20 protein-coding genes and 1 tRNA gene are annotated in these 26,096 nt (G+C 67.3%); 7 read left to right on the forward strand and 14 right to left on the reverse strand.

All coding sequences use genetic code 11. The annotated features are described in order from the left end of the window. Positions 1 to 13: 13 nt before the first annotated feature. Entirely contained in the window at positions 14 to 2,734 is a 2,721-nt protein-coding gene (locus O9Y01_RS04045; RefSeq protein WP_269630198.1) for a TonB-dependent receptor plug domain-containing protein, read from the reverse strand. A 272-nt stretch (positions 2,735 to 3,006) separates the two neighbouring features. Further along, the gene (locus O9Y01_RS04050; RefSeq protein WP_269630199.1) at positions 3,007 to 3,924 is read right to left on the reverse strand and encodes a helix-turn-helix domain-containing protein; all 918 of its coding nucleotides are present in this window, start codon (positions 3,922 to 3,924) and stop codon (positions 3,007 to 3,009) included. Between the two features lie 83 nt (positions 3,925 to 4,007). On the opposite strand from O9Y01_RS04050, the gene O9Y01_RS04055 reads away from it, so the two are divergent. Both O9Y01_RS04055 and O9Y01_RS04060 read left to right on the forward strand, forming a co-directional pair. Next, positions 4,008 to 5,297: a hypothetical protein gene (locus O9Y01_RS04055; RefSeq protein WP_269630200.1), complete on the forward strand. Its 1,290-nt coding sequence runs from the start codon at positions 4,008 to 4,010 to the stop codon at positions 5,295 to 5,297. A 453-nt stretch (positions 5,298 to 5,750) separates the two neighbouring features. Further along, entirely contained in the window at positions 5,751 to 6,635 is an 885-nt protein-coding gene (locus O9Y01_RS04060; RefSeq protein ID WP_269630201.1) for a hypothetical protein, read from the forward strand. Positions 6,636 to 6,729: 94 nt separating this feature from the next. On the opposite strand, the gene O9Y01_RS04065 is transcribed toward O9Y01_RS04060, so the two are convergent. From O9Y01_RS04065 to hrcA, 9 genes are all read right to left on the reverse strand, one after another. Continuing rightward, entirely contained in the window at positions 6,730 to 7,407 is a 678-nt protein-coding gene (locus tag O9Y01_RS04065; protein ID WP_269630202.1) for a M48 family metallopeptidase, read from the reverse strand. A gap of 42 nt (positions 7,408 to 7,449) precedes the next feature. Beyond that, a complete protein-coding gene (locus O9Y01_RS04070) occupies positions 7,450 to 10,566 on the reverse strand; it encodes a type I restriction endonuclease subunit R (protein WP_269630203.1) in 3,117 nt (1,038 codons plus the stop codon). 41 nt (positions 10,567 to 10,607) lie between these two features. After that, positions 10,608 to 11,387, reverse strand: coding sequence for a zeta toxin family protein (locus O9Y01_RS04075; protein ID WP_269630204.1), 780 nt, complete (start codon positions 11,385 to 11,387; stop codon positions 10,608 to 10,610). A gap of 25 nt (positions 11,388 to 11,412) precedes the next feature. Beyond that, positions 11,413 to 11,688, reverse strand: coding sequence for a hypothetical protein (locus O9Y01_RS04080; protein ID WP_269630205.1), 276 nt, complete (start codon positions 11,686 to 11,688; stop codon positions 11,413 to 11,415). Positions 11,689 to 11,782: 94 nt separating this feature from the next. After that, complete coding sequence (locus O9Y01_RS04085; RefSeq protein WP_269630206.1) at positions 11,783 to 12,736, reverse strand: endonuclease NucS domain-containing protein; 954 nt, start codon at positions 12,734 to 12,736, stop codon at positions 11,783 to 11,785. Next, entirely contained in the window at positions 12,733 to 14,019 is a 1,287-nt protein-coding gene (locus tag O9Y01_RS04090) for a restriction endonuclease subunit S (RefSeq protein ID WP_269630207.1), read from the reverse strand. The genes O9Y01_RS04085 and O9Y01_RS04090 overlap by 4 nt, the downstream gene beginning before the upstream one ends. Further along, the gene (locus tag O9Y01_RS04095; protein WP_269630208.1) at positions 14,010 to 16,445 is read right to left on the reverse strand and encodes an N-6 DNA methylase; all 2,436 of its coding nucleotides are present in this window, start codon (positions 16,443 to 16,445) and stop codon (positions 14,010 to 14,012) included. The genes O9Y01_RS04090 and O9Y01_RS04095 overlap by 10 nt, the downstream gene beginning before the upstream one ends. A gap of 125 nt (positions 16,446 to 16,570) precedes the next feature. After that, positions 16,571 to 16,647 (reverse strand) — tRNA-Ile (locus O9Y01_RS04100). An 89-nt stretch (positions 16,648 to 16,736) separates the two neighbouring features. Next, positions 16,737 to 17,753 carry a heat-inducible transcriptional repressor HrcA gene (hrcA, locus tag O9Y01_RS04105; RefSeq protein ID WP_269630209.1) on the reverse strand — a complete coding sequence of 339 codons (1,017 nt, stop codon included), beginning with the start codon at positions 17,751 to 17,753 and terminating at the stop codon, positions 16,737 to 16,739. A 68-nt stretch (positions 17,754 to 17,821) separates the two neighbouring features. Here hrcA and O9Y01_RS04110 point away from each other — a divergent pair, with 68 nt between their 5' ends. Genes O9Y01_RS04110 through O9Y01_RS04125 form a run of 4 tightly spaced genes read left to right on the forward strand, consistent with a single transcriptional unit; the run spans position 17,822 to position 21,760 of the window. Next, the gene (locus O9Y01_RS04110; RefSeq protein WP_183103798.1) at positions 17,822 to 18,697 is read left to right on the forward strand and encodes an NAD kinase; all 876 of its coding nucleotides are present in this window, start codon (positions 17,822 to 17,824) and stop codon (positions 18,695 to 18,697) included. A 57-nt stretch (positions 18,698 to 18,754) separates the two neighbouring features. Continuing rightward, complete coding sequence (gene recN, locus O9Y01_RS04115) at positions 18,755 to 20,458, forward strand: DNA repair protein RecN (RefSeq protein WP_269630210.1); 1,704 nt, start codon at positions 18,755 to 18,757, stop codon at positions 20,456 to 20,458. Further along, on the forward strand, positions 20,455 to 21,372 hold the full coding sequence (rapZ, locus tag O9Y01_RS04120; RefSeq protein WP_269630211.1) for an RNase adapter RapZ: 918 nt from the start codon (positions 20,455 to 20,457) through the stop codon (positions 21,370 to 21,372). The genes recN and rapZ overlap by 4 nt, the downstream gene beginning before the upstream one ends. A gap of 34 nt (positions 21,373 to 21,406) precedes the next feature. Further along, positions 21,407 to 21,760, forward strand: coding sequence for a DUF3147 family protein (locus tag O9Y01_RS04125; RefSeq protein ID WP_269630542.1), 354 nt, complete (start codon positions 21,407 to 21,409; stop codon positions 21,758 to 21,760). Positions 21,761 to 21,823: 63 nt separating this feature from the next. Here the strand turns inward: O9Y01_RS04125 and O9Y01_RS04130 are convergent, their stop codons facing one another. From O9Y01_RS04130 to mutM, 3 genes are all read right to left on the reverse strand, one after another. After that, on the reverse strand, positions 21,824 to 22,123 hold the full coding sequence (locus O9Y01_RS04130) for a hypothetical protein (protein WP_269630212.1): 300 nt from the start codon (positions 22,121 to 22,123) through the stop codon (positions 21,824 to 21,826). A 102-nt stretch (positions 22,124 to 22,225) separates the two neighbouring features. Further along, positions 22,226 to 23,296: an A/G-specific adenine glycosylase gene (gene mutY, locus O9Y01_RS04135; RefSeq protein ID WP_442952705.1), complete on the reverse strand. Its 1,071-nt coding sequence runs from the start codon at positions 23,294 to 23,296 to the stop codon at positions 22,226 to 22,228. A gap of 7 nt (positions 23,297 to 23,303) precedes the next feature. Continuing rightward, positions 23,304 to 24,122, reverse strand: coding sequence for a bifunctional DNA-formamidopyrimidine glycosylase/DNA-(apurinic or apyrimidinic site) lyase (gene mutM / locus O9Y01_RS04140; RefSeq protein ID WP_269630213.1), 819 nt, complete (start codon positions 24,120 to 24,122; stop codon positions 23,304 to 23,306). Between the two features lie 160 nt (positions 24,123 to 24,282). Between mutM and O9Y01_RS04145 the strand changes: the two genes are divergently transcribed. Continuing rightward, positions 24,283 to 26,067: a tetratricopeptide repeat protein gene (locus tag O9Y01_RS04145; RefSeq protein ID WP_269630215.1), complete on the forward strand. Its 1,785-nt coding sequence runs from the start codon at positions 24,283 to 24,285 to the stop codon at positions 26,065 to 26,067. Positions 26,068 to 26,096: the final 29 nt, after the last annotated feature.

The following is a 26,096-nucleotide window of genomic DNA, read 5'->3' on the forward strand; positions in this document are numbered from 1 at the left end:
GCAGCGGCCTGCCTCACCAGAAGCGGTACTTCGCCGCCAGCTGGAAGAAGCGCCCCAGCTGGTTGTGATAGGCCGGGTTGAAGCCCTGGAGGTAGGCGATGCGGTCGGCGTCGAAGGGCGCGGCCCGGTCCTCCAGGTTGCGCACCGACAGGCTCAGCTCCAGGTCCTTGAAGCCGCGGTAGGACACATAGGCATCGGCGGTCGTCCAGGCGCTGATGCGGCAGTAGTCCGGGCGCGGCGTGCCCTGCGAGGCATAGCTGCAGTTCACGGTGGCGTCCGCGACCTGCGCATAGGCCCCCGTGTAGTTCCAGTTGAGGTTCAGCTGCCAGGGGCCGCGGCTCCAGCCCAGGCCGAAGCGCATGCGCTCCTTGGGCATCAGGTAGAAGCCCGCGTTGTCCCGCAGCTCGGCGCCCGGCGCCTGGGCCTGCTCGTAGCTGGACAGGCGGTTGTAGGTCCCGCTGAAGGTGATGCGACCGCTGTCGGCGGGCAGGTCCCACTGGATGCGGCCCTCCACGTCCAGGCCCCGCACGCGGGTCTCGGCAAGGTTGGTGGCCGTCAGGAAGATCTTGTCGATCTGACCCGAGGCCGCGCCGCGGACGACCTTGTCGGCGAACTCGGCCTCGTGTTCCAGCAGGTAGTCGGTGCTCATGGACGTAACCTCCCCCTTGCGCCGGATGTCGAAGGCATCGATGGCCAGGCTGCTGTTGCGCGTGGGCTGCAGCACCAGGCCCAGCGAGTGGCTCTTGGAGGTCTCCGCGCGCAGGTCACCCGAGGTGCCGTAGACACCGACGACGTAGCGGACGCAATCGGGGTTCTCGGCGTCGTAGCTGGGGCACCGCTTGGGATCACGCACCTTGATGTAGTAGGTCTGCGTGCCCATGTGCTGCTCGGGCAGCGTGGGCGCGCGGAAGCCCTCGGCGTAGGTCCCGCGCAGCAGCAGCTGGGGCAGCACCTGCCACTTCAGGCCGAGCTTGGGCGTGCTGGAGCGGCCGAAGTCGCTGTTGTCGTCCATGCGCGTGGCCAGGGACAGCTCCAGGGTCTTCAGCAACGGCGCCACGGCCTCCGCGTAGACCGCACTCACCCGGCGCGAACCGGTCGCGCCCTGCGAGTTGTAGAGGGAGATGGCCCCGGAGGACAGCAGCGCGTCCGGCACCGCGTCCACCTTCTCGCGGCGGTATTCCGCGCCAACGGACACCCCCAGCTTGCCGCCCGGCAGCGCCCACAGCTCGCGGCTGGCGCGCAGGTCCAGGGTGTCGGTGCTGCTCGTGCCCTTGTTGACCATCTGCGGATACAGGCGGGCCATCAGCGCCGGATCGTTGGCGGCCGCATTGCCCAGGATGAAGCTGTTGCGGACCTTGCCCTTGGCGTCCAGCACCTCGCTGGTCAGCACCGCGTCCTGCAGGAAGCCCACCAGGGTCGTGTTCGTGCGGGCGCGTGACAGCATCAGCGCGGCCTCGACGTCCCAGCCCGCGTACTCGCCGCGGATGCCGGCGGTGTAGCGCTGGTTGAGGGTGTCGCTGGCCATGGTCGAGGGCACGTCGTTGAACAGGTAGTGCACGCCCACGTCACCGCTGCTGAGCGGGTTCTGCGGATGGCCCGCCGGCAGGATCAGGTAGTTCACCTGGGCCCCCGGTGCATTGCCGTACTCGCCCAGCTTGTCCACCAGGTCGTAGGTGTAGTAGCCATAGGCATTGGAGCCGTAGCTGAAGCTGCGGGTGTGGTAGCGGCTGCGGGTCAGCGAGAGGTCCCCGAAGAGCTCGAAGCCCTTGGGCAGGGCCAGCACGCCGGCGCCGTAGAGGCTGTCGGAGCGCCAGCCGGCCACGAGGTTCACGGCCTCGGTGTTGTCGTTGAGGCAGCGGCCGTTGAGGCTGGGCTTGCTGCTGACGGCCGGGGTGCAAGGGGTGTCGAGCCCGGTGAGCGGCGCGATGAAGTTGGCGCTGCTGTTGTAGGGGCCCGAAGTGGGCGTCAGGCGATAGACGTTGCGGTAGTAGGGCGAGCGCGCGTCGTACAGGTCGAAGCGGGTGAAGTCGCCGTCGCGGGTGCGTTGGCGGTCCGTGGCGCGGACGGGGTCCTGCTGCCGGTGCGACAGCGTGGCGAAGACGTTGTAGCCGTCCTGGCTCAGCTGGCCCCGGCCGTAGGTGAAGGCGAAGCTCCTGCTGCCGCCGTCGCCATGGCTGGAGACGCCCGCGTCGACACTGCCCGTCAGGCCTTCGAAGTTCTTGCGCAGGATGATGTTGACCACGCCGCCGATGGCATCCGCCCCGTAGATGGCGGAGGCGCCGTCCAGCAGCACGTCGATGCGCTCGATGGCGTCGACGGGGATGGAATTGGTGTCAACGAAGGAGGCGGTGCCGAAGCCAAAGGGCGCCACGCGCCGGCCGTTGATCAGCACCAGGGTCGAGCCCACGCCCAGGCCGCGCAGGGAGATGCCGGCGGCACCGAAGGTGGTGTCAATGGGCCCGTCACTCGAGATGCCGCCCATATTGCCGGCGGCCACGTTGCGCAGCACGTCGGACACCGTCAGGGCGCCGGATTTGGCGATGTCTTCACGCGTGAGCGTCTGGATGGCCGAGGCCGTCTCCGCCTCCAGGCGTTTGATGCGGGAGCCTGTCACCTCGACGCGTTCCAGTTTCTGCGACGCCTCGGGCGGCGCCTCCTGGGCCAGCAGCGGCAAGGCGGCGGTCGCGGCGCAGGCCACGGCGGCGGCTCGGACAATCGGGCGGATAGGGGGCATGAGGATCTCTCTCGGTGTTGGCATGGGCATCGCCGGGCGGCCTTCTTGTGCCTCGGCGGCGGGGCGCAGCCGCCGGATGGGCGGCTGCGGCGGCGCCGCCCCGGTCGGGCGGCGGCCAGCGCGCATCGAGACGCGCCCGGGGTGCCGGGCCGTCGCCATCAATGGCGCTCACGGCGCGATTCTTGGAAATCGGCCGCGGCGCGGCGCCTCAATTCCTGCGCAACTTGCACCGTCCTGCTGCTTCCCAGCAGCTTTGAGGGAAAGTCCCAGGGTCAGGTCTTGCTTCGATGCAACTGCCGGTAGCGTGCCGGGGGCATGCCGTAGCGCTGGGCAAAGGCCCGGGAGAAGTGGCTGGGGCTGCTGAAGCCCAGCTCCAGGGCGATGTCCACCATGCGGTCCTCACTGCCGGTCAGCGCCTCGCAGGCGCGCTCCAGGCGCAGCTTCATCGCGTACTGGTGGGGCGGAAGGCCGGCGGCCGCATGGAAGGCCCGCGAGAAGTGCGCCTCGCTCATGCCGCAGTGCCGGGCCATTTCGGTGATGGGGATCTCGCGGGTGACGTTGTCCGCGATGAAGGCCAGCACCCGGCGCAGACGCGCGCCGTCCAGCGCGCCCTTGCCGGCCGGCGCCTGGCGCGAGCCGCCATGGCGCTCCAGCAGATAGCACAGCAGGGCCGTCGCCAGGCCGTCGCAGTACTGCGCAGCCAGCGCGCCGGCCGAGGCCTTGGCGTCCAGCATCTTCCAGGTGAGGTCCAGCACCTGGCGGTCCGCCGAGAAGGGGGTGTCACACAGGCCCATGCCTTCGGGCAGACCGGCCGCCTGGCTGAGCCGCTCGACCGTCTGGACCGGCACGAAGAGGTTGACGATGTCGCAGCCACTCAGCTGCCGCCAGCGGCCCGGCGAGCCCGGCGCGCAGATGCGGAAGCGATTGGCCCCGATCACCCCACCCCAGATGGCCTGGTCCCCCACCCAGATCTGCGACTCCAGCGGCTCCAGCATCACCGCGATCCGGTAGCTGCCCGGATGCGGGCTGACCGGCTTCACGCCCCCGTCCGCCTGCCGGCGGGACCACCGCGCCAGCGACACCCCCGTCGCCGGAAACGGCCCCTCGCAGGCATCCAGCGGCCCGGTCACGCCGCTGCGGCGGAACCAGTCCAGGAGGGCGGCGCTGCTGTCGATGGCGGGGGAACTCATGACGGGGCGGGAGCTGGGGAATGGCGAGGGATGCTAACCCAAGCCGGCAGGCGCGGATTCAGCGGGGCAGTTCGGCGGAGCGGGTGACACTGCTGGATGCGCGCCCCGGGCGGCGCTACGCTCGCACCACCATTCACTGCACAAGGGAGTCAGCGCCTATGGATGAATCGTCCCCCCAGGCGAGCCCGCCAGCCGGGCAGACGCCGGAGCTGCGGAGCCTTCGCCTGGCCCAGCAGCTGCTCGAAGCGCATGGGCAGGCGGCGGCCAAGGCCGGCACCTTTCTGGGCCTGCTCATCACCGCCCTGTACTTCATCAACGCGGGCGCCATCCCCCTGGACAGCCTGTCGAGCCTGGGGGCCCTGGCCGTCGTCGTCGCCCTGATCGCCCTGTTTTTTGCGCTGGCCTTTCTGGTGCTGTGGGTCATGCCGCTGGCCGTGGCGCTGACATTCCAGGCGGAAGACCCCCACGGCTACCTCAAGCACTGGTTCCATCGGAGTGCCGAGGGTCAGGTGTTGCCGAAGGCCCGGCAGTGGCGCAGGGTGTTCCTCTTCTCCTTCGTGATGGGAGCCGTTGCCTGGGTGTGGTTTGCCACCAGGGCCCTGCCTCGACTGTTCATCGGCGAGTGGCTGCGCTGGGGCTCGCTCTCGGTGAGCGCTGCCGCGGCAGGGATCCTGTGCTGGAAGTTCACCACCCATCCCCTGCCGCAATCGAACGCACAGCCCCCGGCGGGAAGCCGGCTTGGGGCCTTCTTCAATCGGCTGCTCTTCGTCCTCACCTACGCCGGCATGTGCGTAGGCCCACTGCTGCTGTTCCTGGCGCTGCTGACGGCGTCGGACCTTCCCCAGCACGCCCCGGCGCCCGCCTTGTGGGGCTTGCTCGCAGCCGGCTTCGTGCTCGCTTCCCTTGCCAATGGCGTGGGCCTGGGTGCGTTTCAGCAGCTCAGCCGACCCCGCGCCTTCGTCGTGCTCGCCTGGGTGGGCATCCTCACCCTGGCGGGCATCGCCGTGCCGCTGGGCTCATCGCATCAGCTGCTGAACGGGGTGATGCAGATGTCCACGATCCGGATGGCGAATGTGACCCTCGCCCTGGACGACAAGAACTGCGCCACCGCGCGGATGCTGGGCGTGCTCACCAGCCCGGCCCCCGCAGCCAGCAGCCCCGCAGACGGCCACTGCCTGCTGGAAAACGTGACCGTCATCTCACGCGTGGGCGAGCGGTGGGTGATCGCCTGCGACCGCGACGACTCCGCGACGGACCCGGCCCGCTCGCCCAAGCGCCGGAACTTCCGGATCGAGGCCAAGGGAGTGGTGGGCGAGGTGGACGCGAGTGAGGCGGTGAGGGAGCGCACGGGGAAGGTGGGGGTGTGCGGGTGAGGCGTCCGGAGCTCGGGGGCGAAGATGGAACCAGCAAGACACAGGGGGAGCCCTGAATTTCAGGGCGCCTGGCGTGACCCTGTTGCCTGGCGGGCTGCTCGACGCGAGGGTCAGGTCTTGCGTGACGGACGCGAGGGTCAGGTTTGAACTTAACGTTTAAGGCCTGACCCTGGGGATGCTTGGCCGAGTCGGCTACGCGCGAGGAGGCGCTCTGGCTCGCGCATGCAAAGTCCGTCATGACCATGACCCAGATCGGACGCGAACTAGGACTGACGACGGCGAGGGTGAGCCCGCTGATCAAAAGGCATCAGGGTGGGATGAGGCCTTGAAATCTAAGGCCTGACCCTGGTGCCTGGTGCCTCAGCGGGCGTGGTGAGGCGCTCTGTCGTTCAGACATCCCGACATCCCGGCGAGAGGCTATAAAGCAGCGTCTTGTGGCACCGGGAGAGCGGGATGGAGTCTGTGAATCGCCGAGAGGGCCTGGCCTTGCGCCTGGGCGGCCGACTGCGCCGGGGCCTGACGGCCGGCTCCCTGCTGGTGGCGAGTGCGGCGCCCGTCCTGGCACAGGTCGCTCCTGCAGCGCCCTCCTCCGCCCCCGCGGCTGTGGCAGCGGCTGACGAGTCCCCGCCGCCCCCGTATCTCCAGCTCGCCCGCGACTTCGTGGCCCACACCAGGCCGGAGAACAACGCGTACTCCAACCGCAATCCCTACACCCGCATGCCGGGCGATTTCTTGAGCCGCGAGTATGTGGTGGCCTCGGACTGCAGCCGCTTCGTGGAGGACATGTTCCGGCGCAGCAAGTCCGGCGTGGTCGAGCAGCTGCGCACCCGGCACGCGAAGATCGGGCACAGCGTCCGCGACTGGCATCCCAGCATCGCTCACGAGGAGGCTTTCGTCCGCATCCGCAAGGTCGGCGACATCAAGCCCGGTGACGTCGCCGCCTGGCTCTACCTGAACATGGCCGAGCACACCCAGCCCGGCCACATCCTCTTCATCGACTCAACGCCCGTGAAGCTGGCCCGCCCGCGCAAGCCCGTCGTCGAGGGGCTGGACCAGTACGAGCTGGCCATCATCGACACCTCCCAGGAAGCCAAGAGTCGTGACGACACCCGCTACGTCAGCGACGCCTCCCTGCGCGACGCCAACGAGGCCAAGGGCAAGGAACGCGGCAGCATGGCCAGCCCGAACCAGAAGGGCGTGGGGCGCGGGCATATCCGGTTCTATGCCGATGGCTCGGGGGAAATCAGGGGCGTGGCCTTCAGCTTCGAGCGGGCGAAGTTTCATGGGTTGGGGGAGTGGGATGTGATGGTGGGGAGGCCGAGGGTGGGGGGTGAGTGACTGGGGAATCGGGGGATTCGCGGCCGGAAGGGCTGCAAATTTCGTATGCGGGTCAGCAGCATTGATGCAGGCGTTGAGCACCGCCGCCAGTCAATCAATAGTCCCAGGTCTCGTGCCGCACCGGCAGCCGATTGAGCTGCCTTTTCAAGTGCCGCCAATTCGGCAAATACAGGTCCATCAAAGCCACGAAGCGCTCGTTATGCGTCGGCTCCAACAAGTGCACCAGTTCATGCACCAGGATGTACTCCAAGCACTCGGGAGGCTTCTTGGCCAGGTCGGTATTGAGCCTGACGTAAGCTGAGCCCGGCGTGCAACTGCCCCACTTGGTTTTCATCCGCTGCACGAAGACCCGATTGGCCCTCACCTGCAGCAGCGGTTCCCACTTGGCCAGCAGCGCAGGCAGCGCGTCCCTGACTTGCTGCCGATACCAGCCGTTAATCACTTCTTCACAACGCTGCGGGTCAGCGCCTGGCCTCACCTGCAGCATTAGCTTCCGAGGCGTCAGGCCAACGGCCGGCGCGGCGTCAGCGTAGGTGATCTCCAGCAAATGGCGCTTGCCCCAGAGGTAGTGACTCTCCTTGCCCAAGAATTCACGAGGGGTCTCCCGCTCCTGAGTCTGGAACTTGCGCTGTTGAGACCGGATCCAGCCGAGCTTCGAGACCAGGAATAGGCGGATCGTATCTAGCGGCATGCCCTGCGGTGCAGCGACGCGCACTTTCCCTGCAGGCGGCAACACGCTCAGGTGTACATGCTTGACGGGCTTGCGCGTCACCTCAGCCTGCAGCCCACCTAGGTCGAGACAGTCCCGCACGGCTCAGTACTCACTCTGGGCAAAGACGATGGGGAACAAGCGGTTCACTTCTTTGACGTCCTGAAGCACTTCGAGCATTGCTTGCTTGATCATTTGTTCCTTGGCCACTACGCCACGCCATCCGTCCGGCCGCGTTGTCTTTATGGCCGCATCCAACTTCAATGCCACATTCAGCGCAGCTGTCGTGCCTGCATAGGAGGCCTTGGGTTCTTGTGTAACGCCCGCTAAGACATGGTCCCTGAGGTTGTTGTAGAGGGCCAGTTGTCCGGCCGTCGCCAACTGAGGCGGCGTGTCAGCGGTTCTGCCGGCGCTGACCTTCCTAGCCACATCAGCGATGCGAGCCAGGTAGTCCTCGTACTCAATCGCCCTTTGCTTGCGCAGGCGGATGACCTCGTCCAGCAATGCCGACATCTTGGCGAAGTAGGCGGGGTCGGTCAGTTCCCCTTTCATAATCTTGCTGCGCACATTGTTTTCGATGGTCTCGGCGATGGCCTCCTGGTTCCCCTTCATGTCGGCCAAGCCTTTGGCGATTGCTTCGGCAATGCCGGTCTTGACAATCAGGTCCAGCAGACCGATGCCGTCAAAGGGTGAGATCTTGCGCGGCGACTGAGCCTCGATGTAGGAATCGATGAGATGGCGCATGTCCGCCTCGTAGGGCTTCAGATCCAAGGTTTCGCCTGCCGCCTTGCGGATGATCTCGCGGAGGCTGAGGTAGTGCTTCTGTTGCGCTTTCAGGTGTTCGATCTGCGCCTGCGTATAGCCGGCTGTTTCCAGTTCGTCCGCGATGTTGGCGTAAGCACGCACCAAGGCGACGACCCCCTTGTAGAGCGCAACCCGGAATGGCTCGCGCAGCTTCAGATCGCTGGCGATCTCGGTGTTGCCGCAGAAGTACTGGATGTGCTGGAGATCCCCTTTAGGCGGAGCAACAGGCTCGCACAGCATGGCCAGGGCTTCCAATGCGTCATCAAGGCGCTCACGTCCGGTGGCGATGCGGTTCTTCATCACGACATCCGGCGCAGCGCCTTCGGCGCTGCGGTCAAGCTCGGCCGTGTAGACAGCGATGGCCTTCTCCACGTTCTTGAACAAATCCTTGTAGTCGACGATGTAGCCGAAATCCTTGTCCTCGCCATCCAGCCGATTCGTGCGGCAGATGGCCTGGAAAAGCCCATGGTCCTGCATCTTCTTGTCCAGATACAGGTAGGTGCAGGACGGCGCGTCAAAGCCCGTCAACAGCTTGTCGACCACGATCAGCAGCCTCATCCGTGCAGGTGTCTTGATGAAACGTTCCTTGACGTCTTGCTCGTAAGTCTCCGCCTTGCTCATCCCGGGTCGGGCCACCACGTCTTTCAGCAACTCGGTGTAGGTCTCGTATATGAACTGCTTGTCGGTGTCGGTGTTAGCGCCCGTTTCCTCTTTGCTGATGTCCGCGGCGTTGGGGTTGTACGAGGTGACCACGGCGCACCGGCCGGCGAAGCCGGTGTCGCGACCGTTGAACAGCTCGAAATAGCGGCAGGCCTCATAGATGCTCGAGGCAACCAGGATTGCATTGCCGCGCTCATTCATCAGGCGCGTCTTGGTGGCGAAGTCCATCATGATGTCCGCCACGATGCGGCCCATGCGCGCCTTGGAGCTGAGCACGCGCTGCAGGGTGCCCCAGTAGGCCTTCAATTCGTTGCGCTGCCACTCATTGAGCGCGCGCGTCTTGGCTTCGAACCAGCGGTCCACGGGCTCCGTGCCCACCAACTTCTGGTCCACGTCCCGGGCCTCGTAGACCAGATCAAGGACGACCTTGTCCTCGACCGCTTCCGAAAACTTGTAGGTATGGATGTAGCTGCCAAACACCTCCAGGCTGGTAGCCACATCGGACGTGAGCAGCGGCGTGCCGGTGAAACCGATGAACACCGCGCTGGGCATCATGGCCTTCATCAGGCGATGCAGCTTACCGCCATGCGTGCGGTGGCATTCATCCACGAAGACGTAGATCTCACCCTGCGTCGCACTGGGCTGTGCGGCCAGGTCGCGCAAGAAGGCCTCGAAATCATCCACGTCGCGCCGGCCAAACTTGTGGACCAACGAGCACAGCAGGCGCGGGTTGGGCTGGGCCAGCTGCGCCATCAGGTCCCGGCCGCTCTGGCTGCGATGGATGGTCTGCCCGGCTTCCTTAAACACCCGTTCGATCTGCCGGTCCAACTCATCACGATCGGTGATGATGGCGACACGGGCCGCTGGCTTGTTCTCCAGGATCCAGCGGGCTAGCAGCACCATCAGGATGCTCTTGCCTGCGCCCTGGGTGTGCCAGATGATGCCGCCACGCCTCTCGTTGACATGCTTCTGCGCTTCCTTGATGCCGAAGTACTGGTGCACGCGCGGCAGCTTCTTGATGCCACCATCAAACAAGACAAAGTCACGGATCAGCTCCAGCAGCCGCACCTTGCTGCACAGCTTGCTGATGTACTTGTCGAGCTTGTAGCCCGTGTTGTCGGCTTCATCTTCCTTCCAGGTCAGGAAGTACTTTTCCTGCGTTTCGATGGTGCCGTAGCGCAGACCTTCGGAATCGTTGCCTGCCATCACCAGCTGCACCGAACTGAAGAACCAGTCGTTGAATTCGGGCCGCTGGTTGGACAGGCACTGGCGAATGCCCTCCCCCAGGCCCACCCGGCTGTTCTTCAGCTCCAGCACCCCCACGGCGATGCCGTTGAGATACAGCACGAGGTCCGGCCGCCGCTCATGGCCACCCTTGAGCGTCACCTCCTCGGCGATCGCGAAATCGTTCTGGGTGGGAGCCCCCCAGTTCACGAGATGCACCGTCTCGTTCACCTGATCGGCGGCCACCTTTACCGAGATGCCGTAGCGCAAGAGCTGGTACACCGCCTTGTTGGCGGCATAGAGCGAGCGCCCATGCAGCGAGGCTTCCGATCGCAGCTTGTGCAGTGCGGCACTGATGTGGGCCGAGCTGTACCCACTGCGGGCCAGAAAGGCCGTCAGCAGCCCTTCTTCAATGCAATGGTTGCCCGCCCGACTGGACCAGTCGCCGAGGAACTCGTAGCCCAGTTGCTGAACAAACAGCTGAATCACGCGCTCCTGGGTGGCGCGCTCCGGTTTGGTAATGCTCGCGGTCATGCAGCCCTCCCTGGGCCTCTTTCGAATGTTGATAAAGGGTTCTAGGCGGCCCCCGGGGGCGCATGGAAGGACTGCCACAGCGTGGTCCCAGTGAACCAGGCCGGCAGCTCCGGGGCGTGAACATGCAACTCCTCGCCATCCACGACCTCTGCCAGCAACTCATGGGCCTCACCCGAGTTGTCGAACACATAGGCGCGATCGGCCGCCGAGCAGGCCTCGTCCAGCAGTCCGATGGAGCGTTCATAGCGCTTGCGTACCCGATCCTCGGGCACGTCATGCCCGCCTTGCGCCACCCGCTGGGCCACGCGCGCCAGGTTGATGGCTGGATCGTCGGTGGCCACGAAGTAAAGGTAGGTCCGGTAGCCGCGCTGCTGGGCCTCGCGCATGAAGGCGATCTTGTCAGGCGAGGACATCACCGTTTCAAAGGTAAAGGTGCTGCCCTGATCCAGCAGCTCGCGCCGGATGGCGTCGGCCAGCACCGCGGCCACATAGGAATTGACCTGTGCCGGAGGAAGCTGCAGCTGGTGTTGCTCGCTCACGAGCAAGTCGTTCGCCACGGCGGCAAGGCCGTGCTGAAGCAAGAGCGGGGAGCCCGCCAGATGGGCGCGCATGTCGTTCTGCAGGGCCTCGCGCCCTGGCTGCAGCCCAAAGTCGTTCAGATCCAGCGTGCCGGTGCTCTTCAGCTGCCGCTCGATGTCATCCGCGTTGACGTAAGCGCCGATCCACTCCGGTCGAAGCAGGGCGAGGATGGTGCTCTTGCCCGAGCCATTGGGGCCGGCAAACACCCGCATCCGGGCCTGGGCGGCTTTGGCCGAGTTCAAGGACGAGGCTGGCGTCAAGGCGCGCTCAGCGCACGGTGCCCGTCTTGCGTGCCGGGCTTTTGGTCCGCTTGAGGACCGTCCCCGTTGGCGTCGGCGTCGTAGCCGGCAGCCGCTTGATCACCACCACCTGGCCGCTGGCCTGACGCTCCACCAGCATCCCGCCGGCGGTCTTCATCACCACCCGCCCCGTCTCCGCCAGCGCGCGCTGATGCGCGGCCCGGCCGGCTTGGGCGGCCAGTTCGGGAATGCGTGCTTCGGCATTCAGCATGGAAGCTTCGCTGAGCGGCGCGGGACGGCGCATGAGGGGCTCCTTGCAGGCGGTGAGCTGCTATTGTGCAACGGAAGCCCCTGCGTCGCACCCGCGGCCCTTGCACCCAGCTGCGCCAGCGCAGACTTCAGGCAGTTCTCTGCAACTTGAAGCTCAGTTGATAGCGGTAAAAGCTGATGGCAGGCACAGCGGCCAGGGCCCAACGCAGCTTCTGGTCGTCGTCCAGCGCAATGATCGCGCCTTCCACGGCCTGATGCGGCTCGGCGATCTGCTCCTTCACATAGCCCATGTAGCGCAAGATCTGCCCCACCACAACATCCGAGGCACGCCCGCGCTTGAGCTCCACCACCAGCAGGCGCTTGCCGTCACGGCTGACCGCCAGGATGTCGATGGGGCCGGCGTCGGTGTGGTACTGCTGGCCCACCAGCTCACCGTCTTCCTCGTAGATCTTGAACTGCTGCGCGAGTTCGGTCTGCGCCCAGTTCTGCACCAGGAAGTCCTCCAGGTGCTTCTCCATCGCGAAGGCCACCGGGTCTTCCACCACCGGATCGGTGGCCACGATGCCGGGCGACGCCTGGCCGGGCAGCGCGGCTAGGAACTGGTCGATCTCCTGGTGGTAGTCGCTGATCGTGCTCACCGTGCCGATGGAGCCCGTGGAGTTGCGCAGCGCCTCGCTCATGGCCGTGCGGGCGATGGTGACGGGCAGCCAGTTCACCGAGCGGCGATGCGGGAGCACCTGGCCCGGGGCGTAGCGGTACTCGCCCTCCACCAGGCCGACGTGGTAGACGCCCGTGCCATCCGGGCAGAGCACCACGTCACCTGGGCGTATGCCTTTGCTGACCGTCCACAGCGCACCGCAGGCCAGGCCGGCGGAGATCTTGCTCTTGTGAGGAAAGCGGGCCATCAGCACCGGGATGAACTTGGCGTTGAACTGCCGCATGGCGTCGGGCAGTTGGCCGCTGAGGTCCTGGTCGATGTCGAAGTCCGCGCCGATGAAGCCACCGGCCCGGCATTCGGCGGCGTGGGCGCTTTGGCGGCCCAGCATCACGCGGTAGTAGTTCCTGGCAGGCTTGTGGTTCATGCGGTGGGGGGCACGAGGCGGATGCGGCCGGTCAGCAGGGACTGGGCCATGGCTTGTTTGAGGGAGCGGGCTTTGGTGAGGCGGGCTTCGACAGCGGCGACTTCAGTGTCCATGTCGGAGAGAGCTTGAGAGATGGCCTGCTGTTCCTGCATCGAGGGTTTTGGAACGGTGATTGATCGGATCAATGTCAAATTGAGACCTCCTCGACCGCCATCTCCCGCAGACAGCTCACGCAGCTCTTCATATCGCCAGTCAAGGTTGTGATAAAGAAATTCTGTGTCGTAGCTCTCGCAAGGAAAGATCGCAGCAATCGACTGATTCGTGCACAGCGGGATCAAGTTCATGGCAGCGGTGCCGCGTGTTTTCCCTTGACCAGCGAGGCCGATCAACACGCATCTTTCAGGAACCCACTTGGTGCTGGAGTTATTCAGGCCTTCAACTGTGATCCGCCCGTCCACCTCATGAACCCGTTTCAAGTGGAGATCGCCTGAACTCATCCAAGGGATCGACCCGCCCCAAAACCGATCTTCCCGAGTGCTTGGCGTCCCGCCTGCAGTGCAATCAGTAAAGTCGCCGATCCGGCATTCCTCCCAGGCATCAGTGAACCCCGGCAACCGCCGCTTGCCGGTGAGCAGTTCCTGCATGGCGCCTTGCTTGATCTGGCGCTTTTTGGTCAGCAGTTGCTCCAGTGAGTCGATCAGGGCGTCGGCGTCGTTGAGTACCTCTGCGATCGAACGCTCTTCCTCGATGGTTGGTGGGAAGGGTATGGCGACTCGGGAAAGCACGCCTTGGTTCATCGACGCCATGGTCGTGCCAGTGGAGTTAGAAGCCAACCATTGGCGCACCCTGAAGCTCTGAAATTGAGCTGCGACGTACTCCGGGCAGTGTTCCCCTGACGGGCGAACGGCGATTCCATCCGAGCCAAGAAACCAGCCAGCCTGGGGCTGCCGAACAAGAGCCGAACGGTCGACGGCTCCCTTCCGGCCAAAGACAACATCGCCTGCTTTCAGAAGGTACTGCGGCAACCTTCTTTGCACGCTTTCAGGAACGAGCGGCGTGTGCTCAGTCAGGCGAAAGTAGCCCTCGCGAATCTCGCCAACCGAAATGACAGGCACGCCATCAACTTCTGAGTATTCGCTTGCCTTCAGCAGCGTACCGAAGGGGCCCGTTTTCACGGTGCAAAACTGCCCAATGGCTTGCTCTGTCCAGTCAGTAGGCAAGGCACCGACCGCTGCAGCAGCTCGTCCTGAGGCAGGGGCTACATTTGATGAGGTTAGTTCCATGCAAACCCCATCCTCGCCAAATGCCCCGCCACTCGCGCCTCCAAGTCATCCAGCTTCTGCGTCAGCTCCGGCATCGTGCGCCCATAGCGCTCGGCCAGTTCCTTCACCCGCCCCGTCAGCGCCTGACTCACGCGGTCCAGTTCCCCATGCACGGCCGCCTCCAGTGCCGCCAGCCATTTGTGGTCCACCACCAGCGCCTTCACTTCATCGGGCGTTAGCGAGGGATAGCGTGCCAGCGCCTTGGCATCCAGCTCCGCCTCCAGGGTCTTGATACGCTTCTTCAGCTCGCTGACCTGCATGGAGAGCTTCCGCCACTGCTTCAAGATGGCCAGCTCCTCTCCATCTTCTTCCAGCAGTAAATGGGTGAGCTCCCAGATCCGCGACTTCACTTCCTTGTCGTTGATCTTGTCAAAGCCGCCGAACACGGCGTCGTCGCCGCTGTGCTCTTCTTCCAGCTCGGTCTGCGCGGCCTGCGTGCTCTCCAGCTCGGCAGCCAGCCGGTCCAACTCGGCCTGCTCGGCGGCGAAGTAGTGCTTCACCAGCAGGGCCTTGGGCACCAGGTCGCAGGCCCAGCCCTTGTCCACGGTCTTGCCGGGTGAGCCGTCCTTGTTCTTCCGGGTCTCCAGCACGCGGTAGGGCTCGGCCTTCCAGCCGTCTTCGGCGATCAGGTAGGCGTCGTCCTGCATGGTTTCGGCCCAGTAGTCCATCAGGTGCTGGTAGACGGCATAGGGGTCGATCAGGGCCTGCGCCGTGGGCTGATGCTCGTAATGGGCCAGCAAGCCCTCGGCCCCCTTGATCAGGTCCTTGGGATGGAAGGCGCCCTTCTCCAAGGACTTGAGGCTGCTCACCGCCGCCTCGCGCCAGGCCTCGAAGTGGCGGTTCATGGCCTTTGTGAAGGCCTGAAACTCAGGGTGTGCGTGGATGACGCCCTTGATGGCTGGGGGTGTGACTGTCAAGTCCACATAGCCCGGCCGGCGCGGCTTGAACAAGGCCTCGCGCAACTGCGGGCACACGGCCCAGTAACGACTGAGCGCCTGCACATCGGCTTCGGGGATGCCGCCGTTCAGGTGGGCATCGATGTCCTGCGGGTCTTCGGGCGTGCTGCTGTCGATGTAGCGCGGCAGGTTGAGGTTGAAGTCGTTCTTCTCGATCTCGTCCAGGCCCACCAGGCGGGCGTAGCGCGGGTCGCTGCCGTCCAGCTGATTGAAGGTGTCGACGATGCGGTGGATGTCGCGCTCGCGCAGGCGGTTCTTGGGGCCGTCCTTCATGAAGCCCTGCGAGGCGTCGATCATGAAGATGCCCTTGCGCGCCACCGCGCCCGCCTTGTCGATGACGACGATGCAAGCCGGGATGCCGGTGCCATAGAACAGATTGGCCGGCAGGCCGATGATGGCCTGGATGAGGCCGCGCCGCACCAGGCTCTTGCGGATCTCGGCCTCGGCATTGCCGCGGAACAGCACGCCGTGCGGCAGGATGCAGGCGGCCCGGCCGGTGCTCTTGAGCGAGCGAATGATGTGCAGCAGGTAGGCATAGTCGCCCTGCTTGGCCGGTGGCACGCCGAAGCCCTCGAAACGACCGTAGACATCGGCCTCGGGGATCAGGCCGGTGCTCCAGCGCTTGTCCGAGAAGGGCGGATTGGCCACCACATAGTCGAAGGTCTTGAGCTGGCGCCCCACCAGGAACTTCGGGTCGACCAGGGTGTTGCCTTGCTCGATCTCTGCCACCGGGTTGTGGTGCAGGATCATGTTCATGCGGGCCAGGCCGCTGGTGACCTCGTCCTTTTCCTGGCCGTAGACGCTCACCTTGGTGCGCGCCGCCTCGGCCACCTTCAACAGCAGCGAGCCCGAGCCGCAAGTGGGGTCGTACACGGTGGTTTCAGGGCTGGTCTCGGCCTTTGCGATACCTAGCACCTGGGCTATCACGCGGCTCACCTCCGCCGGCGTGTAGAACTGCCCCTTGCTCTTGCCACTCTCGGTGGCGAAGTGGCGCATCAGGTACTCGTAGGCGTCGCCCAGGATGTCATCGCCATCGGCACGGTGGCGGCTGAAGTCCAGGTCCTTCGATTCAAAGATGCCGATCAGGTTGCTCAGCTTCTGAACCTTCTCGTTGCCTTGGCCCAGCAGCGCATCGTCGTTGAAGTCGGCCTTGATGCGCAGGTGGTTGGCGTCTTCCAGCGGGCGGATGATCTTCTTGTTGATCTGATCACCGATGTCGCTCCTGCCTTTGAGCGCCACCATGTCGGCGAAGCTGGCGCCGGGCGGGACTTGGATGGGTGTGAAGTGTTCGCCCGCGTATTTGTCGCTGATGTACTTGATGAACAGAAGGACCAGCACGTAGTCCTTGTACTGGCTGGCGTCCATGCCGCCGCGCAGTTCATCACAGGAGGCCCAGAGCTTGGCGTAGAGGTCGGACTTCTTGATGGGCATGGTTTGTCGGGTTCAATACTGCTGAGTGCGCCCGGCGCGTCACCCGCCTTGTGCCTGCTCAGCATGCCGACCGCCCGGTGCGTGAATCGCCGGCAGCGATTGACCACGCCCCATTTGGCAAGTACTGGTAGGCCGTACAGGACTTGAACCTGTGACCAAAGGATTATGAGTCCTCTGCTCTAACCAACTGAGCTAACGGCCCCCGTATTTCCAGCGCCGGGGAGGCGCCGCAAGACAACCCGGCGGGGAGCCGGGAGCGCGGATTGTACGGGGTGGATTTCGAACGCCCGGCTACTTCTGCGACAGGGCGTTGGACACCATGCGCGAGGTGATGTCCACGATCTGGATCATGCGGTCGTAGGCCATGCGGGTGGGGCCGATCACGCCGAGGGTGCCGACGACCTGGCCGTCCACCTCGTAAGGGGCGGAGACGATGGAGAGCTCCTCGTAAGGCACGACCTGGCTCTCGCCGCCGATGAAGATGCGCACGCCCTCGGCGCGGCTGGAACCATCCAGCAGGCGCATCAGCTGGGTCTTCTGCTCGAAGAGGTCGAAGAGGCGGCGCAGGCTGTTCATGTCCTGGCTGAAATCCTGCACGGTCAGCAGGTTGCGCTCGCCGCTGATGATGACCTGCTCCTCCTGGGCGCTGGCCTCGGTGCCGACCTGCACGGCCGCGTTCATCAGGAGGGCGATCTCGCCGCGCAAGGCGTCGACCTCGGTCTTGAGCTTCTCGCGCACCGCCTCCAGGCTGAGGCCGGCGTACTGGGCGTTGAGGCGGTTGCTGGCCTCGGCCAGCTCACCCTGGTTGTGGTCCTGGGCGGTGAAGATCACGCGGTTCTGCACGTCGCCGTCCGGGGAAACCATGATGACCAGCACGCGGCGCTCGCCCAGGCGCAGGAACTCGATGTGGTGGAAGACGCTGGGCTTGCGCGGCGCGGTCACCACGCCCACGAAGCTGGACAGATTGGACAGCAGCTGCGCCGCGCTGGTGATCACGCGCTGGGGCTGGTCGGGTTGCAGGTGGGCGTCCAGGGCGATGGGCTCGGCGCCCAGCAGGCCGGGGTTGGCCGTGAGCATGGTGTCCACGAACAGGCGGTAGCCGCGCGGCGTGGGAATGCGCCCGGCGCTGGTGTGGGGGCTGGCGATGAGGCCCAGCTCTTCCAGGTCCGCCATCACATTGCGGATGGTGGCCGGAGACAGCTCCAGCCCCGAAGCCTTGGACAGGGTGCGGGAGCCCACGGGCTGGCCGTCCGCGATATAGCGTTCGACCAGGGTTTTCAGCAGGGATTTGGATCGCTCGTCGAGCATGGTTTTCATTGTACGGACATGGGCGAACCCGTCATTCGGCCCGGGAGCCCTGTGGTGTAATTCTGCGCATGGCCAAACGATTCCAACATGTGGCGATTGTGGGCAAGCACCAGGCGCGCGGCATCCGGCCGGTCCTGGAGGAGATTGCCCAATTTGTGGCCAGTCAAGGCCTGGAGGTTTCCCTGGAGCGCGACACGGCGCTCAACACGGGGATCACCGCCTATGACGCGCTGGACAACGACGAACTCGGCCAGCGCTGCGACCTGGCCATCGTGGTCGGGGGCGATGGCACCATGCTGGGCTTCGCCCGCGAGATGGCCCGCCACGGCACGCCGCTGGTGGGCATCAACCAGGGCCGCCTGGGCTTCATCACCGACATCTCCATCGAGCACTTCCGCGAGGCGCTCTCCCCCATCCTGGCTGGCGACTACGACGCCGAACAGCGCGCCATGCTGGAAGGCGAGGTCTGGCGGGACAACGCCATCATCTTCGAAGGCGTGGCCCTCAACGACGTGGTGGTGAGCCGCGGCGCCACGGCCTCCATGGTCGAGCTGCGGGTGGACGTGGGCGACGAGTTCGTGGCCAATATGCGGGCGGACGGCGTCATCGTGGCCTCGCCCACGGGCTCCACGGCCTACTCGCTCTCTGCCGGCGGCCCCATCCTGCACCCCAGCATCGCCGGCTGGGTGCTGGTGCCCATCGCCTCGCACACGCTCTCCAACCGGCCCATCGTGCTGCCGGACCTGGGCGAGGTGAGCCTGGAGATCGTGGCCGGCCGCGACGCCAGCGTGAACTTCGACATGCAAAGCCTCGCCAGCCTGCTGCACGGCGACCGCATCACGGTGCGGCGCTCGGCGCACAAGGTGTCCTTCCTCCATCCCAAGGGCTGGAGCTACTACGCCACGCTGCGCCGCAAGCTGCGCTGGTACGAGGGCGTGAGCTGAACGCCCTCCCCCTCATTGACTGACACCCCGACTGACACCACCGACTGAGCCCGCCCGATGCTGCGCCGCCTGAGCCTTCGAGATTTCGTGATCGTGCCCGCGCTGGAGCTGGACTTCGGCACCGGCTTCGCCGCCCTGACCGGGGAGACCGGCGCCGGCAAGTCCATCCTGATTGATGCGCTGCAGCTGGCCCTGGGCCAGCGCGGTGATGCCGGCGTGGTGCGCGAAGGCGCCGCACGCGCCGAGATCAGCGCCGAGTTCGACCGCCCCGCCACGCTGCTGGCCTGGCTGGAGGAGGGCGGCTTCGAGCCGGAGTCCGACACCCTGCTGCTGCGCCGCGTGATCGACGCCCAAGGCAAGAGCCGCGCCTGGATCAACGGCAGCAGCGCCACCGTGGCGCAGCTGCGCGAGCTGGCCGACCACCTGCTGGACATCCACGGCCAGCACGCCTGGCAAGGCCTGACCCGTGCGGCGTCCGTGCGCGAGCTGCTGGACGGCTACGCCCAGGCCGACACCCGCGCCGTGGCACAGGCCTACGCCGCCTGGCGCCAGGCCCACGAGGCCCTGGAGACTGCCCGCAGCCAGCAGGCCCAGCTTTCCAGCGAGCACGAGCGCCTGAGCTGGCAGCTGGGCGAGATCGAGCGCCTGGCGCCCGGCGAGGACGAATGGGACGGCCTCAACGGCGAGCACCAGCGACTGTCGCATTCACAGTCGCTGATGGACGCCGCCCGCCAGGCCCTGGAGGCCCTGGGCGAGGCGGAGATCAATGCAGAGTCCCTCACGCAGCAGGCCCTGGACGGCCTGCAGGACGTGCTGAGCTATGACGCCAGCCTGGCCCCGGCCGTCGAAGCCCTGCAGGGCGCACAGGCCCAGCTGCAGGACGCCGTCCATACCCTCAGCACCTATCTGCACGGCGCCGAGCTGGAGCCCGAACGCCTGCAGCAGCTGGACGAGCGCCTCTCGGCCTGGGTGCAGCTGGCGCGCCGCTACCGCCGCCAGCCCGCCGAGCTGCCCGCCCTGCAGCGGGAATGGAAGGACGAGCTGGCCCGCCTGGACGCCGCGACCGACCTCGATGCCCTGGAGCGCCAGCTGGCCGCCGCCCGCAAGGCCTACGACGCCCAGGCCGCCGCGCTGAGCAAGACACGCAAGGCCGCTGCGCCCAAGCTGGCCGCGGCCGTCACCCAGGCCATGCAGCAGCTGGGCATGGCCGGCGGCGCCTTCGAGATCGCCCTGCTGCCGCAGGCCGATCCGCAGAGCTTCGGCCTGGAGTCCGCCGAGTTCCTCGTGGCGGGCCATGCCGGCAGCACGCCACGCCCGCTGGCCAAGGTGGCCTCCGGCGGCGAGCTCTCGCGCATCGCCCTGGCCATTGCCGTGACCACCTGCCAGCACAGCGGCGGCGCGGGCACGCTGATCTTTGACGAGATCGATGCCGGCGTGGGCGGCGCCGTGGCCGAGACCGTGGGCCGCCTGATGAAGCAGCTGGGGCGCGACCGCCAGGTGCTGGCGGTCACCCACCTGCCCCAGGTGGCCGCCTGCGCGGACCAGCATTTCGTGGTGTCCAAGGCCCTGAAGGACGGCGCCACCTGCTCGGACGTCCGCCCCGTGGCCGGCGAGCAGCGCGTGGCCGAGATCGCCCGCATGCTGGGCGGCGAGCGTCTCTCGTCCACCAGCCTGGCCCATGCGCAGGAGATGCTGGAGCTCTCCGCCCAGGCCGCCCGGCCCGGCCCCGCCACCGCCAGCCCCCGAAAGACCAAGCCATGAAGAAAGCCAAGCCCGAGGCCCGCGAGCAGAGCGATGTGGTGCTGGTCACCGGCGTGTCCGGCGGCGGCAAGTCCATCGCCATGCATGCGCTGGAGGACGCCGGTTTCTTCTGCGTGGACAACCTCCCGCCCGAGCTGCTGCTGGACTTCCTGAAGCTGGAGCAGCAGCGCGGCAAGCGCCGTGTGGCCATCGCCGTGGACGTGCGCAGCGCGGGCTCCCTGCCCCATCTGCTGCCGCTGATCAAGCAGCTGCGCAGCGAGGGCGTGGCCCTGCGCTCCATCTTCCTGGACGCCAACACCGAGACACTGATGCGGCGCTTCTCCGAGACGCGCCGCCCGCACCCGCTGCGCCAGCACCCGGCCGTGCCCGGTCCGGCCGGCGAGAGCGGGGAGGACGAGCACCGCGCCCTGCTGGACGCCATCCATCTGGAGCGCGAGCTGCTGGCGGCGCTGCGGGTCGAGTCCACCGTGATCGACACCAGCCAGCTGCGCCCCGCCCAGCTGCGCGCCTGGGTGCGGGACCTTGTCGTGGTCTCGGGCGATTCGCTGACCCTGGTCTTCGAGTCCTTCGCCTTCAAGCACGGCGTGCCCAGCGACGCCGACTTCGTCTTCGATGTCCGGGTCCTGCCCAACCCCTACTACGACCGCGAGCTGCGCCCGCTCAGCGGCCGCGACGAGCCCGTGGCCCGCTTCCTCGAAGCACAGCCCGAGGTCCGGCTGATGCTCAGCCAGATCAGCGCCTTCATCGCCCAGTGGCTGCCCAACTTCTCGGCGGACCAGCGCAGCTACCTCACCGTGGCCATCGGCTGCACGGGCGGGCAGCACCGCTCGGTCTACCTCGTCGAGACCCTGTGCAAGCAGTTCGCCTACCACGGCCAGGTGCTCAAGCGGCACCGCGAGCTGGACGCCAAGTGAGCCCGCGCGAAGGGACGCCAGCGCCATGGGCAGCCTGAGCTGGCTGATCACCAAGTACCTGATCACCGCGGGTCTGGTGGTGGGCATCTCCGAGCTGGCCAAGCGCAGCGACCGCCTGGGCGGCCTGGTGGCGGCCCTGCCCCTGGTGACGCTGCTGACCCTGGTCTGGCTCTATGTGGAGCGCCAGCCGGCCGAGCGCATCGCCAACCACGCCTGGTACACCTTCTGGTACGTGCTGCCCACCTTGCCCATGTTCCTGGCCTTCCCCTGGATGCTCTCGCGCTGGGGCTTCTGGGGCGCACTGGCCGGCTCTGCCGTGCTCACCGTGCTGTGCTTCGTGCTGACGGCCTGGGCGGTGCGCCCGCTGGGCATTCTTCTGCTGGACTGAGCCCCCGGGCCGGCGCCAGGCCGCAACTCACCTGGCGCGTGGCGGCTGGCCGGCGTCAGGCCCTCAGGGCGATTCCGGCGCTTCGCCCGCGGCGCTGCTGAGCAGCACCATCGCCACCACCGACACCCCCGGAAGCAGCACCATCGCCACGGTCCAGGGCCAGACCGAACGGCCGGCGCGGTGAAGGCCCACGCCCACGTAGGCGATATGGGCGATGTAGCCCACGCCCATGCCCATGCCGCCGAAGATGGCGCGCACCGCGCTGCCCGAATCCTCGGCGGACAGCACCAGCCACAGGCACACCGCAAAGACCAGCGCGGCCAGCAGGGCGGACTCAAGGGCGTTCTTGACCTGGGCGTTCATGGTGGGGGGCGTTTCCTGCGAATCGGGCGGGGCGCAAGCATACGCGCATTCGCCGGGCGCAATCAAAGGTTTGGGCGCGCCGGGCCCTAGGGAAAGGCCTGATCAGCCCAGCAGCTTCTTCAGCGGCGCGGGCAGGGCATAGCGCGGCAGCTCCTCGCGCGCCACCCAGGCGCCCTCGCCCGGCCGGGCCGCCTGCTGCAGGGGCAGGCGGCGCGGGTGCAGCACCCAGTCGAAATGCGTCAGCGCGTGCTCGATGCGGGGCAGCGGCTCCGGCGCCTGTGCCGACAGCAGCCGGGCCTGGCTCAGCAGCTGAGCCTCGTCCTCGAACAGGGGCAGGGTCCACAGCCCGGCCCAGACGCCGCGCGCCGGGCGCTGCTCCAGCCAGATCCGGCCCTCGTGCTCCAGCCACAGCCACCAGTGCTCGCGGCGGCTGCGCTTGAGCTTGCGGGTCCGCACCGGGAACTGCTCGGCCGTGCCGCGCCGCCGGGCCTCGCACAGGTCCTGCACGGGGCACAGCAGGCACTGCGGCGAGCGCGTGCTGCACAGGCTGGCGCCCAGGTCCATCAACCCCTGGGTGTAGGCCGCCATGTCAGCTTCCGCGGCGGGCAGCAGGGTCTCGGCATGACGCCAGAGCCGCTTTTCCTGGGCGCTGGAGGCCAGGTCGCCGTCGAAGGCCAGCAGGCGGCCCAGCACCCGCTTCACATTGCCGTCGAGGATGGCCGCGCGCTCGTCAAAGCAGAAGGAGGCGATGGCCGCCGCCGTGGAGCGGCCGATGCCGGGCAGCCCGGCCAGCTGCGCCGCCGATGGCGGGAAGGCGCCGCCGTGCTGGTCTCGCACGGCCTGGGCGCAGCGGTGCAGATTGCGCGCACGGCTGTAGTAGCCCAGGCCCTGCCACATCGCCAGCACCTCGTCGAGATGCGCGTCAGCCAGCTCGCGCACGGTCGGGAAGCGCTCCAGGAAGCGCTGGTAGTAGCCCAGCACCGTCGTCACCTGGGTCTGCTGCAGCATGATCTCTGAGAGCCACACGCGGTAAGGGTCGCGGGTCTGCTGCCAGGGCAGGGCATGGCGGCCGTGCTGGCGCTGCCAGGCCACGAGGCGCGGGGCGAAGTCGGGCGCCAGGGCGGTGGCGGTGGCGGCTGAGGTGTCGGCTGAGGAGTCGGGGGTGGGCGTCAAGATCGGCTCAGGAACGGGTCTGGCAACGGGGGCAGAAGAAGGTCGAGCGCTGGCCCTGGACCAGGCGGCGGATGGCCGTGCCACAGTGCCGGCAGTCCTGGCCTTCGCGGCCGTAGACCTGCGCCTGCATCTGGAAGCTGCCGGCCACGCCGTGGGCGTCCTTGAAGTCGCGCAGCGTAGTGCCGCCCGCCTCCAGGGCCTGGGCCAGCACCTGGCGAATGCTGGCGGCCAGGCGCTCCGCACGGGGCCGGCTGACGCGGCCGGCCGGGCTCGCCGGGTGGATGCCGGCCAGGAACAAGGCCTCGCAGGCGTAGATGTTGCCGGCGCCGACGACGATGTCCCCGGCCAGCAGCGCCTGCTTGATCGCCACCCGCCGGCCCCGCAGGCGCTCGTGCAGGTAGGTGCCGGTGAAGCGCGCATCGAAGGGCTCCAGGCCGAGGCCTGCCAGCAGCGTGGACACGGGCGGCGCGTCCAGCCCCGTGGACCAGACCACCGCACCGAAGCGGCGCGGGTCATGCAGGCGCAGCAGGCCGCGGTCGGTCTGCAGCTCGAAATGGTCATGCGGCCCGGCGGGCCCGAGGTCGCGACCGAAGGCCAGCGAGCCGGACATGCCCAGGTGCAGCAGCAGGCCCTCCTCGCCCACGGGCAGCCAGAGGTACTTGCCGCGGCGCTGGGCCAGGCCGGCGCGCTGCCCGACCAGGTGATCCACGGCGCAGCCCAGAGGCCAGCGCAGGGGCTTGCCCAGGCGCAGGGCCAGCACCGTCGCCCCGTGGATGGCGTCGGCAAAACTGCGGCGTGTGACTTCGACTTCGGGCAGCTCGGGCATGGCCGGCATGATACGCAGCCGCCTCGACGCCTGCCGGCGCAGGCACCGGACGGGGCCGGGCGGCAGGGCCGCTCAGGGTGCCCTAAGGGATGGGCCCCCCGCCATGCCTAGAATGGGCCGGCAGCCCTTCCCGGAGCGGCCTGCGTCCTCTGGAGATTTCATGCCTCGTTCCCTGTTCCCGCTGCTTCGCCCCTCTCGGCTGGCCCTGGCTTGTGCCTTGAGCCTGGGCGCCCTCGCCCTGTCGACGCATGCCGACGAAGCCGCGGCCACGGACCCCGCAGCCCCTGCCCTGCCGGTCCAGAACTCCACCATGGACGCCCCCATGTTCTACCAGCTGCTGGTGGGCGAGATGGAGCTGCGCTCGGGCGAGGTCGGCGTGGCCTACCAGGTGCTGCTGGATGCGGCCCGGCGCTCACAGGACGAGACCCTCTACAAGCGCGTCGTGCAGATCGCCGTGCAGGGACGCGCCGGCGAGCAGGCGCTGGTCGCCGCCAAGGCCTGGCGGGACGGCGTGCCTGGCTCTCTCGAAGCCCACCAGACCACGCTGCAGCTGCTGGCTCTGCTGAACAAGCCCCAGGAGCTGGCCGGCCCCGTGCAGAGCCTGCTGAAGCTGGGCAGCGAGTCGCAGTCGCAGCATCTGCTGCGCACGCTGCCGGGGCTCTTTGCCCGCGCGCCCGAGCCGCAGCGCGTGCTGGACGCCCTGCAGCCGACGCTGCAGACCGCCGCCCGCAACCCGGCCCTGCGCCAGGGCGCGCAGCTCTGCGAGGCCCGCCTGCAGCTGGCCGCCGGCCATGCGGCACCGGCCTGGACGCTCACCGAGCAGGTGCTGCAGCAGGAGCCGGCCCAGGAAGAGGCCCTGAGCCTGGCCCTGGACCTGATGGACCGTCAGCCCGCGGCCGAAGCGCCGGTGCGGGCCGCCCTGACTGCCCGGCCTGATCACCACGGCCTGCGCCAGGCCTACGCCCGCGCCCTGGCGCGCTCGCAGCGCCTGGTCGAGGCCGCGGCCGAGTTCCGCCGCCTGACCGTCGATCAGCCGGATCAGCCCACGCCCTGGTATGCCCTGGGGTCGCTGGAGCTGGAGCTGCGCCACCCCGAACGCGCCGAACCCGCGCTGCTGACCTTCCTGAAGCGCCTGGAAGAGTCCGCCAGCAGCGGCGAGCTCACCGAGTCCGGCCGCGAGGCCCGCCAGCAGGCCTGGCTGCTGCTGTCGCGCGTGGCGGAGCAGCGCAAGGACTGGAAGGCCGCGCAGGCCTGGCTGGACCGCATCGAGGTGGCCACGCCGCGTGCCGACCTCAGCTACCGCAAGGCCCTGCTGCTGGCCCGGCAGGGTCGCCTGGACCAGGCCCGCCAGCTGATCCACGAGCTGCCCGGCGAGACCGACGAGCAGCTGCGCACCCGCTTCATGGCCGAGTCCCAGCTGCTGCGCGACCTGCAGCAGTGGCCCGCCGCCTACGAGCTGCTGGGCCAGGCCACCGCCCGCCTGCCGGCCGACGCCGACCTGCTGTACGAGCAGGCCATGATGGCCGAGAAGCTCAACCGGCTGGACGAGATGGAGCAGCAGCTGCGCAAGGCCATCGAGATCAGCCCCAAGCATTTCCATGCCTACAACGCGCTGGGCTATTCCCTGGCCGATCGCAAGCTGCGCCTGGACGAAGCCCGTGAACTCATCGTCAAGGCCCTTAGCCTGGCCCCCAAGGAGCCGGCCATCGTCGACAGCATGGGCTGGGTGGAATACCGCCTGGGCCGCCTGCAGGAGGCCGCGCGCTGGCTGGCCGAGGCCTATGCCAGCCGCCCCGACGGCGACATCGCCGCCCACCTGGGCGAGGTCCTGTGGCAGGCCGGCCAGAAGGACAAGGCACGGCAGGTGTGGGCCGAGGGCCTCAAGCGTGAGCCGGGCAATGAGGCCATACAGGAGGCCCGCCAGCGGCTGCAGGCGGCACCCTGATGCGTGGTCGCCTGCGTGATCAGTCGCAT

This window comes from Pelomonas sp. BJYL3 (assembly GCF_027257975.1).
In the GTDB taxonomy this organism is placed as follows: Bacteria; Pseudomonadota; Gammaproteobacteria; order Burkholderiales; family Burkholderiaceae_C; genus Roseateles_B; species Roseateles_B flavus.